We start from the raw sequence: 12,810 nt of genomic DNA, 5'->3' as shown, positions 1-12,810 counted from the left end.
TCTATCATCAACCTTTGAATTTACGCCGCCACAAACTGCTCAGCGTAATGGCAGGCAACCTGGCGGTTGTCGACCAGACGCAGGGCCGGTTCTTCAGTGGAGCAGCGCTCGGTCGCGTACGGGCAACGCTTGTGGAAGGCGCAGCCGCTTGGCGGGTCGAGCGGGTTAGGCAGCTCGCCGACGATCTTGATCTTCGGCTTCAGCGGGTCCGGATGAATCGTCGGAGTCGCCGACAGCAAAGCCTGGGTGTACGGGTGCAGCGGACGGTTGTAGATCTCCTCCTTGGGACCCATTTCCGCCGGACGACCCAGATACATCACCAACACCGTGTCAGCGACATGACGCACCACCGACAGGTTGTGGGAGATGAACACGTAAGCCGTGTTGAATTCCTGCTGCAGGTCCATGAACAGGTTCAGCACCTGTGCCTGAATCGATACGTCCAGCGCGGAAGTCGGTTCGTCTGCCACCAGCACTTTTGGTTGCAGCATCATGGCGCGAGCCAGAGCGATACGCTGACGCTGACCACCGGAGAACATGTGCGGATAACGCTGATAGTGCTCAGGGCGCAAACCGACCTGAGCCATCATCGCCTGCACTTTCTCGCGACGCTCCTTGGCGGACAGACTGGTATTGATCAGCAACGGTTCGCCGAGCTGATCACCAATTTTCTGCCGGGGATTGAGCGACGCATACGGGCTCTGGAAAACCATCTGCACGTCTTTGCGCAGTTGTTTGCGTTGTTCCTTGCTGGCACCAGTGACTTCCTGACCGGCGATTTTCAGCGAACCGGAAGAGGGCTCTTCAATCAGGGTCAAGGCGCGGGCCAGGGTCGACTTGCCACAGCCGGACTCGCCAACCACAGCCAGGGTTTTACCGGCTTCAAGTTCGAACGACACGCCGTTCAGGGCGCGCACCAACGCGTGGCCCTTGAACAGGCCACGGGAGACTTCGTAGTGACGGGTAAGGTCGCGGGCGGTAAGAACGACGCTCATTACGCCACCTCCTGATTCAAGGGATAGAAGCAACGCGCCAGGCTGTGGGCTTTCGGGTCAAGGCCCGGGCGCTGGGTGCGGCAGTTTTCCTGCACGTAAGGGCAGCGCGGTGAAAGCAGGCAGCCCTGAGGGCGGTCATAACGGCCCGGAACCATGCCTGGCAGGGTCGCCAGACGTTCGGCGCCCATGCTGTGCTCCGGAATCGCCGCCAGCAGTGCTTCGCTGTACGGGTGTGCTGGCACGTCGAACAAGCCGGGTACCTGACCCACTTCAACGGCCTGGCCTGCGTACATCACACAGACGCGCTGGGCAGTTTCAGCCACAACCGCCAGGTCGTGAGTAATCAGTACCAGTGCCATGTCCTGCTCTTTTTGCAGGCTTAGCAGCAGGTCCATGATCTGCGCCTGAATCGTCACGTCCAGTGCAGTGGTCGGTTCGTCCGCGATCAGCAGCTTCGGTTCGCCAGCAATCGCCATGGCAATCGCCACGCGCTGGCTCATGCCACCCGACAATTGATGCGGATAGGCATTCAGACGCGAGGCCGCACCCGGGATTTCAACTTTCTGGAGCAATTCTAGGGCACGTTGACGCGCCGCTTTGCCGGACAGGTTCAAGTGCTGACGCAGAACTTCTTCGATCTGGAAGCCAACGGTGTAACTCGGGTTCAGCGCGGTCATTGGGTCCTGGAAGACCATCGCCATGTCTTTACCGATGATTTTGCGACGTTGACGCGAGCTGAGCTTGAGCAACTCGTGACCGTCAAAGTTCAGCGAGTCGGCGGTGATCACGCCTGGGTGATCGATCAGGCCCATCAACGCCATCATGGTCACGGATTTACCCGAACCCGACTCGCCGACGATGGCCATGACTTCGCCTTTCTCGACGCTCAACGACAGGCCATCGACAACCGGCACGGCGCTGGTGTCGCCGAAGCGGACGCTGAGATTCTTGATTTCCAAAAGTGACATGCGAATCTCCTCAGGCGGCATTTTTGAGTTTCGGGTCCAGCGCATCGCGCAGCCCGTCGCCCATCAGGTTGATTGCCAGCACGCTGAGCAAAATGGTCAAGCCAGGCAGGCTCACTACCCACCAGGCGCGTTCGATGTAGTCCCGCGCAGAAGCGAGCATGGTGCCCCATTCAGGCGTTGGCGGTTGTACGCCCAGACCGAGGAAGCCCAGCGCCGCGGCGTCGAGGATTGCCGAGGAGAAACTCAGGGTGGCCTGAACGATCAGCGGCGCCATGCAGTTAGGCAGCACGGTGATGAACATCAGGCGCGGCAGGGTAGCGCCCGCCAGGCGAGCAGCCGTCACGTAATCACGGTTCAGTTCGCCCATGACCGCCGCGCGGGTCAGACGCACATACGCAGGCAGCGAAACGACGGCGATAGCAATCACGGTGTTCATCAGGCCAGGGCCGAGGATTGCGACAATGGCCACTGCCAGCAGCAGCGAAGGCAGCGCAAGCATGATGTCCATCAGGCGCATGATCAACGGGCCGAGAATGCGTGGGAAGAACCCGGCGATCAGGCCCAGGAGGATGCCCGGAATCAACGACATGACGACAGACGATAAACCGATCAGCAGCGACAGTTGTGAACCTTCGATCAGGCGCGAGAGCAGGTCACGGCCCAGTTCGTCGGTGCCCAGCAGAAATCGCCATTGGCCGCCTTCGAGCCAGGACGGTGGGGTCAGCAGAAAATCGCGGTATTGGTGGGTCGGGTCGTGCGGCGCAACCCATGGGGCGAACAGCGCGCAGAACACGATCAGGGTCATGAACATCAGACCGGCAACTGCACCTTTGTTTTTCGCAAAGGCTTGCCAGAATTCTTTGTACGGCGAGGGGTAAAGCAGGCTTTGATCGACTGCTACCGAAGGAGTAGGTGTGCTCATAGGTAATGATCTCAGCGCTGGTGACGGATGCGTGGGTTGGCAAAACCGTAGAGGATGTCCACCACGAAGTTGACCAGGATCACCAGGCAGGCGATCAGCAGAATGCCGTTTTGCACCACAGGGTAGTCACGCGCACCGATGGCCTCGATCAGCCACTTGCCGATGCCCGGCCAGGAGAAGATCGTTTCGGTCAGTACCGCTCCGGCGAGCAGGGCGCCGACTTGCAGGCCGAACACGGTCAATACCGGGATCAGCGCGTTACGCAGGCCATGAACGAACACCACGCGGGCAGGCGACAGGCCTTTGGCGCGAGCGGTCCGCACGTAGTCTTCACGCAGCACTTCCAGCATCGACGAACGGGTCATCCGCGCGATCACTGCAAGCGGAATAGTGCCGAGCACGATGGCAGGCAGAATCAGGTGATGCAGGGCGTCGAGGAAAGCGCCTTCTTCATCGCTGAGCAAGGTGTCGATCAGCATGAAGCCGGTTTTTGGCGGGATGTCATACAGCAGGTCGATACGGCCGGAGACCGGCGTCCAGCCCAGCGTGACCGAGAAGAACATGATGAGGATCAGGCCCCACCAGAAGATCGGCATCGAATAGCCCGCCAGGGAAATGCCCATCACCCCGTGATCGAATAACGAGCCCCGTTTGAGCGCCGCGATGACACCGGCCAGCAGTCCGAGAATGCCCGCAAAGATCAGCGCCGCAATCGACAGCTCCAGAGTTGCAGGGAACAGTGCGGTGAATTCGGTCCACACACTGGTTCGCGTGCGCAACGATTCGCCAAGGTCGCCCTGGGCGAGCTTGCCGACGTAATCCAGGTATTGCGCATACAAAGGTTTGTTCAGACCCAGACGTTCCATGGCCTGAGCGTGCATTTCCGGATCGACCCGGCGTTCACCCATCATGACTTCAACCGGATCGCCCGGAATCAGGCGGATCAGGGCAAAGGTCAGTAAAGTGATGCCGAAAAACGTGGGTATTAACAACCCCACTCGGCGGGCGATAAAACTAAACATCGTGGTGTGTTCCTCATCGGCCGGTTAGGCGTACTCCGACGGGGCCCTGGTTAGAGCCCGCCGGATTATTTTTCTACTTCACCCTGGTAGTGGCGAAGTTGTTATTGGTCAGCGGGCTAATTTGATAGCCTTCGACGTTGCTACGCATTGCAGTAAACAGTTTTGGATAAGCAAGGCTCAGCCAAGGTACGTCTTTGGCAAATATTTGCTGAGCTTGTTCATAGAGCGCAGCCCGTTCAGCCGGATCGGTCTTTTCACGGGCCTTGGAGATTGCTTCTTCAAACGCCTTGTTACACCAGCGGGCGTAATTTTCACCATTCTTCGCTGCTTCGCAACTCAGGTTAGGTGTAAGGAAGTTATCCGGGTCGCCATTGTCGCCAGCCCAGCCTGCAAACACCATGTCGTGCTCACCGGCCTTGGCCCGTTTAAGCATCTCGCCCCATTCCATGACGCGCAGGTTCAACTTCAAACCGATTTTGGCCAGGTCCGCTTGCAGCATTTGCGCACCCAGCGCCGGGTTCGGGTTAGTTACTGCACCGCCATTACGCAGGAACAGGCTGAACTCCTGACCTTCCGGAACGCCTGCTTCTTTAAGCAGTGCCCGGGCTTTTTCCTGATCGTGTGCGGGGTTCTTGATGTCTTGAGCGTAGCCGAGCAGCGTTGGCGGATACGGGTTTACCCCTTCAGTCGCTTTGCCTTCGCCGAACAGCGCCTTTATGTAAGCCTTCTTGTCGAACGCCAGGTTGATCGCTTCCCGCACACGCACATCGCTCAAGTACTTGTGCGAAGTGTTGATGGCGATGTAGCTGGTCATCATGGCTTCCATCTCTTCAATCTTGAGCTTGGGGTCTGCCTTGATGGTTGCGATGTCGTCCGGTTTTGGATAAAGCGCGACCTGACACTCGTTGGCCTTGAGCTTTTGCAGGCGCACATTGCTGTCCAGCGTGATCGCAAAAATCAATGTTTCGCTGGGCACTGCACCCTTCCAGTAATCCGGGTTCGCTTTATAGCGAACTTGGGCGTCCTTGGCATAGCGAGTCAGGATGAACGGGCCTGTGCCGATGGGTTTGCTGTTCAGTTCAGCGGTTTTACCGGCCTTGAGCAGTTGATCGGCATACTCGGCGGAGTAGATCGACGTGAACGGCATGGCCAGGTCACGCAGGAACGGCGACTCGGGACGCGTCAAGGTGAACTTGACGGTATGGTCGTCGACTTTTTCGATGCTTTTAAGCAGGTCATTGAAGCCCATGCTTTCGAAATACGGATAGCCGGTCAGAGATTTGTCGTGCCACGGGTGCTTCGGGTCCAGCTGACGCTGAAAGCTCCAAAGAACGTCGTCGGCGTTCATCTCGCGGCTTGGTTTGAAGTAATCGGTGGTCTGGAACTTGACGCCTTTACGCAGGTGGAACGTGTACGTCAGACCGTCTTCGCTGACGTCCCAGCTTTTGGCCAGGTTGGGTTCAGTTTCGGTAGTGCCCGGTTTGAATCCGACCAGTTTGTCGAGGAAGGTTTCGGCCGTGGCATCAGCCGTGACCGCGGTGGTGTATTGAACGATATCGAAGCCTTCCGGGCTGGCTTCGGTGCAAACCACCAGGGGCTTGGCGGAGACGCTCAGCGCCGCGCTGAACAGAGCCAGGGCGATCGAGTTGCGTAGCGATAACAGTTTCAATGTGAACCCTCCGTTGATGTAACGCCTGTGCGACTGATCCGGCGCGGTGTTGGCCCCCGCGCCGGATCAGTCATGGTGCGAGTTACAGGATGTTGAATGGAATGGTGGTTACCAGACGGAATTCGTTGATGCTGCCATCAGACTGATTTTCGCTGGCGCGGTGCGTGGTGTAGGTCGCGCGGATCGCTGTGGCCTTGAGTGGGCCGGACTGTACAGCGTATGAAGTGCCGATGCCGTACTCGTAGTGGGTTTCGCCGTCCATTGCCCGAACGCCGGTCGCAGCGCCGTTTGCGTCGATACCACCGTATGTATTGCCTTTGTAGTGAGTACCGTCGATGCCCCAGCCGCGGGCCTGGTAGATGTTGAATTTCAGGCCGGGCACGCCGTATTCGGCCATGTTCAGTACATAAGCAACCTGCAGTGACTTCTCGTTCGGGCCGTTGAAGTCCGAGAGCAGGGAGTTGGCCAGGAAGATCGCGTTGGTGTCGTGGGCGTAATCGAAGTATTCGTTACCGGCGACTTCCTGATAGGCGACGCTCAGGCTGTGAGCCTTGTGCGTACCGGTGAAGGAAAGGCTGTAGGTATCGTTGTCGATCGGGCCCTGTTTGCGCTGGCCCGAATCTTTGGTTTTGTAGTAGTTCAGGTTGGTGCTCAGGCCCACTACGTCGGTGTCGCCCATTTCATGGGTGAAGCCGACATAGTACTGGTGCCAGAAGTCTTCGAGGTTGGAGGCGTAGAAGCTGGTAGTCAGGCTTTCGAACGGCTTGTAGTCGGCACCGAACATATCGAGACGATCAGCGGTCTGGCTGCGATCACCGTACTCAGAGCGGAACTTGTCCAGGCTTTGTTCCATACGTGGCGACACACGGTCGAAGCTACCGGCCTGGAAAGACAGGTTGTTGAGCTCGTCGCTTTGCACGGCAACACCCTGGAAGCTGGAGGGCAGTGCACGGTTGCCGATGAAGGCAATAACCGGGGTGTTCACCGACTGGCGACCCATGGTCAGTGTGGTGTTGGAGATGCGAGCCTTGACGTTGCCTAGACCCATCTTGCTCCACTGACCGACTGCATCGCCATCGCTGTCAGCCAGAGTCCGGTTGGATTTACCAGCGAAGTCGTCAGTGTCGCGGTCTAGCGCAATGGCGTTGTACAGCGCCAGTTCGGTGGAGAAGCCAACAACGCCCTGAGTGAAACCAGAGGTGTAGTTGATGATGGTGCCTTGTTGCCAGTTGATGCGACGCGAGGTCGTTTTATCAACGCCGTGATCGTTGTAGCCGAAAGTACCACCGCGGCGCAGCAGTTCGTTGGCATACCAGTTACGAGTCGTACCGGTCAGGTGTGAATCTTCGATGAAGCCCCCGGCTTCGCCTTGCGCGCTTTTGGAACTCAGCTGGGTTGGCACGAATGCCTGGCTGACCGGTTCTGCCTGTGCCATTGCGCTCAGAGAAGCAATGGAAAAAGCGACTGCTGCGGTACTGACTTTTCTCACGATTGAAGCTCCCTTTACTACTTTATAGTTGCCAGTTTTTTTGGTCTGGCTCTGGTGGTGTGAGGCTTTTTTTGCCCCGTTCTTTTTTGATACATCTGCTAACAAAACGAATTTCTGGAACGGTGATACTCACCGCCCTTGGTCCAAGGGCAGCGAGTTACCTGTTTTATCTGGCTTAGTCGGCGACGCTTACGTTGGTGAAAGTATTACGCCCGAACGGGCTGACTTTGAAACCCTGCACTTCTTTACGCAGCGGCTGGTTAACCGTGGAGTGTGCGATTGGAGTGATAGGTACTTGCTGTTTCAGGTACTGCTGGGCCTGTTTGTAGAGGTCAGTACGCTGGGCGCGGTCGGAAGTGGCAACTGCGGCCTTGACCAGTGCGTCGTATTTCTCGTCACACCACATCGAGTAGTTGTTACCGCCAATAGCCGCACAGCTATAAAGCGTGCCCAACCAGTTGTCCGGGTCACCATTGTCGCCTGTCCAGCCGATCAGCGAGATATCGTGCTCGCCGTTCTTGGTGCGCTTGAGGTATTCACCCCATTCATAGCTGACGATCTTGACCTTGATGCCTACCTTGGCCCAGTCGGACTGCAGCATTTCAGCCATAAGCTTGGCGTTGGGGTTGTAAGGACGTTGAACCGGCATCGCCCACAGGGTCAGTTCGGTGCCTTCTTTGATGCCCGCTGCGCGCAGCATCTCTTTGGCTTTTTCCGGGTTGTACGGCGTGTCCTTGATGGTGTCGTCGTAAGACCACTGGGTCGGCGGCATGGCGTTGACGGCCAGTTGACCGGCGCCCTGATACACAGCGTTGATGATGGCTTGCTTGTTGACTGCCATGTCCAGCGCCTGACGGACTTCCAGTTTGCCCAACGGCTCATGGCGTACGTTGTAGGAGATGTAGCCCAGGTTGAAGCCAGCCTGTTCAATCACCTTGAGGTCTTTGTCTTCCTTGAGTTTCTGAAGGTCGGCAGGGCGTGGGTTGAGCGAGACCTGACACTCGTTGGCCTTGAGTTTCTGCATCCGTACCGAAGCATCGGTATTGATGGCGAAAATCAGGTTATCGATTTTGACGCGGCTCGGGTCCCAGAAGTCTTTGTTGCCCTTGTAGCGAATCTGCGAGTCTTTCTGATAACGCTGGAAAACAAAGGCGCCAGTGCCGATTGGCTTCTGGTTGATGTCGTGCAGGTTGCCGGATTTCATCAACTGGTCTGCGTACTCAGCGGACAGAATCGAAGCGAAGTTCATCGCAACGTTTTGAATGAATGCGGCATCGACTTTGTTCAGGGTAAATACCACGGTCAACGGACCGGTTTTCTCCACTGACTTGATGTTCTTATTCAGGCCCATGCCGTTGAAGTACGGAAATTCGGTCGGGTAAGCGACACGAAACGGGTGGTCCTGCTTGAGCATGCGGTTGAACGTGAACAGCACGTCATCGGCGTTGAATTCACGCGTTGGCTTGAAGTAAGGCGTGGTGTGGAATTTAACGCCTTCGCGCAGATGGAACGTGTAGATCAGGCCGTCTTCGGAAACATCCCACTTGGTTGCAAGTGCCGGAATAACGGCGGTGCTGCCTTGTTCGAATTCGGTAAGGCGGTTGTAGATCGGTTCAGCGGCATCGTTGTCGGTGCCTGCTGTGTATTGGGCAATATCGAAACCGGCCGGGCTTCCTTCCGAGCAAAACACCAGATTGCTGGCGGCCTGTGCAGCAGGCGTCAGTGCCAGCAAGCCAAGGCTGAACAACGACGACATGGCAATGGTTTTACGCATGATGATCCTTATCCTTGAAATGAGTAGTAAGTGCCCAACAAGTGCCAGGCAAAGCACTGCCTGCAAGCAGGAAGCCTTAGTGACCGATCGGTAACAAAATGAAATAGCTTGCTCCACGCACACGAAGGTATGTCCGTCGGGCAAGACTGTATGTAGTACCGGATGCCTAAAAGTGCGTAGGAAACTTCTGTATGTAGTTAGCTAATTCCTCTGTAGGAGCTGCCGAAGGCTGCGAGGGCGTTATATCTGACGCACCGCAATTCGCAGCCTTCGGCAGCTCCTACAGGGAAATACGAAACCTTATATATCCGACAAAAGGAAATAACTGCGCTGTATTACAGCGCAGTTATTTGACCCTTACTTGCCGGTAACGCTAACTCCGTAGAACGAGTTCAGACCAAATGGGCTGATCTTGAAGTCCTGAACGCTAGTGCGCATCGGTTGGTAAACCGTTGAGTGCGCGATAGGCGTCATTGGAACAGCATCTTTGAGGAGGTGTTGTGCCTGCTTATACAGCTCAGTGCGCTTGGCCTGATCCGTTGTTTCCTTGGCCTGGTGGATCAAGGTATCGAACGGCTTGTCGCACCATTTGGCAAAGTTGTTACCTTCGAGGGCATCACAGCCAAACAGGGTGCCGAGCCAGTTGTCCGGGTCACCGTTGTCACCGCTCCAGCCAATCAGCATCGCGCCGTTTTCGCCCGCTTTGGCGCGCTTGATGTACTCGCCCCATTCGTAGCTGACGATCTTGACGTTGATGCCGATTTTCTTCCAGTCAGACTGAAGCATCTCGGCCATCAACTTGGCGTTCGGGTTGTAAGGACGCTGAACCGGCATCGCCCACAGGGTGATTTCGGTGCCTTCCTTGATGCCGGCCTGCTTGAGCAGGGCCTTGGCTTTTTCAACATCGAACGGTGCGTCTTTGATGGTGGTGTCGTAGGACCACTGGGTTGGCGGCATGGCGTTAACGGCCAGTTGGCCTGCGCCCTGATACACCGCATCAATGATGCCTTGCTTGTTCACAGCCATGTCCAGCGCCTGACGAACTTCCTTGATGGCCAGAGGGTTTGGCTGATCGCTACCCTTGATCTTGTCCATCGTGTTGTAGGCGATGTAACCCAGGTTGAAGCCTGCCTGATCCGGCATCTTCAGGTCCTTGTCAGCCTTGAGTGGAGCAAGGTCGGCAGGGCGTGGGTAGGCGGTGATCTGGCATTCGCCCTTTTTCAGCTTCTGCGCACGAACCGAAGCATCAGTGGTAATGGCGAAGATCAGGTTGTCGAGTTTGACGTCTTCAGGCTTCCAGTAATCCTTGTTCCCGGTGAAGCGGATGTTGGAGTCTTTCTGGTAGCTCTTGAATACAAACGGGCCAGTGCCGATCGGTTGCTGGTTGATCAGCTCAGGCTTGCCTTCCTTGAGCAACTTGGCTGCGTATTCAGCAGACTGAATGGACGCGAAGCTCATCGCCAGGTTCTGAATGAACGCAGCATCAACAGTACCGAGGGTGAGCTTGACAGTGTGCTCGTCGACTTTTTCGACTTTCTTGATGTTGGTGTCCATCGCCATGTCGGTGAAGTACGGGAACTCGGTCGGGTACGCCTTACGGAACGGGTCGTCCTTGTTGATCATGCGATTGAGCGTGAATAGCACGTCATCGGCATTGAATTCACGGGTCGGCTTGAAGTACGGAGTGGTGTGGAACTTGACGCCTTCACGCAGGTGGAAAGTGTAAGTCAGGCCATCCGGGGAAACGTCCCAGCTGGTCGCCAGCCCTGGTACTACAGCGGTGCCGCCACGTTCGAACTGGCTCAGACGGTTGAATACGGTCTCTGCCGATGCATCGAAATCGGTGCCGGTGGTGTATTGGCCTGGGTCGAAACCGGCCGGGCTGCCTTCGGAGCAGAACACGAGGTTCGATGCCGCTTGAGCGAAAGGAGCTGCAGTGATCAAGCCTGCACTGAGTAGAAACGGAATGACCGCGTGTTTGAGCATGATGGCCTCAGTTGTTGTCATTTTTAATTTTGAGGATCTGACCTTGTGAGCCGATCTTGCCGATACTTATGCAGGGGCCATACCCAAAGCAAGACGTTGGTGTCAGAGAAGTATCAAAGAGTGGCACGAGCGTACAGGAATGTCGCATCAGTGTAATTTTTGACGCATTTGATCGTTTGCGCGTCGTATCTGGAAAGGTTTTGCGCACCAATCGCGAGCAGTCATTTGTGTTGAATGCACTCGATTGGCGCGGCAGTGTTACCAATTTTTCTAATGGTTCGTTTATTTGGTCAGGCTTACACCGTAAAAAGGCGTGAGGCCGAAGGGGCTTAGCTTGAAGTCCTGGACTTCCTTGCGCACCGGCTGGAAGACCTTGGAGTTAGCAATCGGAGTGATCGGCACCTGCGCTTTGAGGATCTGCTGTGCTTGCTGGTAAAGCTTGATGCGCTCGTCGCGATCCGTGGTCAGCTTGGCTTTCTGGACAAGCTTGTCGTAGGCAGGATCACACCATTTTGCGTAGTTGCTGCCTTTCACCGCTGCGCAGCTGTACAGCACGCCAAGCCAGTTGTCGGGATCGCCATTGTCGCCGGTCCAGCCATAGATCATCGCGTCGTGCTCACCGGCCTTGGCGCGCTTGATGTACTCGCCCCATTCGTAACTGACGATGTTGGCCTTGATGCCAACCTTGGCCCAGTCGGCCTGAATCATCTGCGCTGACATGCGGGCGTTCGGATTGGAAGCGCGTTGCACGGTCATGGCCCACAGGTTGATCTGGGTACCCGGTGCAACACCTGCTTCCTTGAGCAACTGTTTGGCCTTTACCGGGTCGTGCGGTGCGTCCTTGATGCTCGGGTCGTAGCTCCACTGGCCTGGAGGAATAGCGTTCTGCGCCAGTTGCCCGGCGCTTTGGTAAACCGCTTTGATGATCGCCGGTTTATCGATGGCCATGTCCAGCGCCTGGCGTACCTTGAGCTGATCCAGTGGTGGATGCGTTACGTTATAGGCCAGGAAGCCGAGGTTGAATCCGGGCTGGCTGATTACTTTGATATTCGGGTCTTTCTGCATCAGTTCGATGTCTTGCGGCCGCGGATAGCCGCTGACCTGACACTCACCCGCCTTGAGCTTCTGCATTCTCACAGCCGCATCGCTGTTGATGGAAAAGATCAGGTGATCGAGCTTCACATCCTCGGGTTTCCAGTACGCCGTGTTCGCGTCGTAACGAATCTGCGCGTCTTTCTGGTAGCGCTTGAACACGAACGGTCCGGTGCCGATCGGCTTCTGATTGAGCTCTTCGGCTTTGCCCTGCTTGAGCAACTGATTGGCGTATTCGTCCGACTGGATAGAGGCAAAGCTCATGGCCAGGTTCTGCACGAACGCCGCGTCGACATTGTTCAGGTTGAATTTCACGGTCTGGTCGTCGACTTTTTCGACACTCTTGATCGTGGTGTTCATGCCCATGTCAGTGAAGTACGGAGACTCCGAAGGGTATGCCTTGCGAAACGGATGGTTGGCGTCCAGCAGTCGCTGGAACGTGAACAGCACATCGTCTGCATTGAAGTCCCGGGTCGGCGTGAAGTAATCAGTGGTATGAAACTTCACGCCTGGGCGCAGGTGGAAGGTGTACGTCAGGCCGTCGCTTGAAACATCCCATTTTGTGGCCAGCCCAGGCTCTACTTCGGTACCGCCGCGCTTGAACTGCGTCAGGCGGTTGAATACCGTTTCAGCCGAGGCATCGAAATCTGTGCCGCTGGTGTACTGGCTTGGATCAAAACCTGCCGGGCTGGCTTCGGAGCAGTACACCAGCGTGCTGGCTGCCTGAGCCATGGGCATGCAGGCCAGAAGGGCGGTGGTCAGGAGCAGTGGTTTGAATACGTTTTTTCCCATGGAACCCTCGCGACTGCGGCAGTGGCTGCCTGACGCTCATCAGGCAGTTGGACAGCGCAGGATGTCGCACTGTCGGGTCGCTCACAAGGGGTATGTCGCCG

At 56.5% G+C, this 12,810-nt stretch carries 9 protein-coding genes; all 9 read right to left on the bottom strand.

Annotated features, from left to right (window positions below; translation table 11 throughout):
* Positions 1 to 20: 20 nt before the first annotated feature.
* Complete coding sequence (locus K3169_RS25855; RefSeq protein WP_027901140.1) at positions 21 to 995, bottom strand: peptide ABC transporter ATP-binding protein; 975 nt, start codon at positions 993 to 995, stop codon at positions 21 to 23.
* The gene (locus K3169_RS25850) at positions 995 to 1,963 is read right to left on the bottom strand and encodes an ABC transporter ATP-binding protein (protein ID WP_122805348.1); all 969 of its coding nucleotides are present in this window, start codon (positions 1,961 to 1,963) and stop codon (positions 995 to 997) included. The genes K3169_RS25855 and K3169_RS25850 overlap by 1 nt, the downstream gene beginning before the upstream one ends.
* 10 nt (positions 1,964 to 1,973) lie before the next feature.
* On the bottom strand, positions 1,974 to 2,885 hold the full coding sequence (locus K3169_RS25845; protein ID WP_122805349.1) for an ABC transporter permease subunit: 912 nt from the start codon (positions 2,883 to 2,885) through the stop codon (positions 1,974 to 1,976).
* Between the two features lie 11 nt (positions 2,886 to 2,896).
* On the bottom strand, positions 2,897 to 3,907 hold the full coding sequence (locus K3169_RS25840) for an ABC transporter permease subunit (protein WP_027901137.1): 1,011 nt from the start codon (positions 3,905 to 3,907) through the stop codon (positions 2,897 to 2,899).
* 73 nt (positions 3,908 to 3,980) lie between these two features.
* Positions 3,981 to 5,576, bottom strand: coding sequence for an ABC transporter substrate-binding protein (locus K3169_RS25835; protein WP_263268716.1), 1,596 nt, complete (start codon positions 5,574 to 5,576; stop codon positions 3,981 to 3,983).
* An 82-nt stretch (positions 5,577 to 5,658) separates the two neighbouring features.
* Positions 5,659 to 7,065: an OprD family porin gene (locus tag K3169_RS25830; protein ID WP_263268714.1), complete on the bottom strand. Its 1,407-nt coding sequence runs from the start codon at positions 7,063 to 7,065 to the stop codon at positions 5,659 to 5,661.
* 175 nt (positions 7,066 to 7,240) lie between these two features.
* Positions 7,241 to 8,839, bottom strand: coding sequence for an ABC transporter substrate-binding protein (locus K3169_RS25825; RefSeq protein ID WP_231676918.1), 1,599 nt, complete (start codon positions 8,837 to 8,839; stop codon positions 7,241 to 7,243).
* A 357-nt stretch (positions 8,840 to 9,196) separates the two neighbouring features.
* The gene (locus tag K3169_RS25820; RefSeq protein ID WP_099268164.1) at positions 9,197 to 10,825 is read right to left on the bottom strand and encodes an ABC transporter substrate-binding protein; all 1,629 of its coding nucleotides are present in this window, start codon (positions 10,823 to 10,825) and stop codon (positions 9,197 to 9,199) included.
* A gap of 282 nt (positions 10,826 to 11,107) precedes the next feature.
* Positions 11,108 to 12,709 carry an ABC transporter substrate-binding protein gene (locus K3169_RS25815; RefSeq protein WP_263268711.1) on the bottom strand — a complete coding sequence of 534 codons (1,602 nt, stop codon included), beginning with the start codon at positions 12,707 to 12,709 and terminating at the stop codon, positions 11,108 to 11,110.
* Positions 12,710 to 12,810: the final 101 nt, after the last annotated feature.

The sequence above is a fragment of the Pseudomonas phytophila genome, from assembly GCF_025643095.1.
Lineage (GTDB): Bacteria > Pseudomonadota > Gammaproteobacteria > Pseudomonadales > Pseudomonadaceae > Aquipseudomonas > Aquipseudomonas quasicaspiana.
Note: the sequence above shows the minus strand (reverse complement) of the source record. Positions and strands in the feature narration are given on the sequence as shown.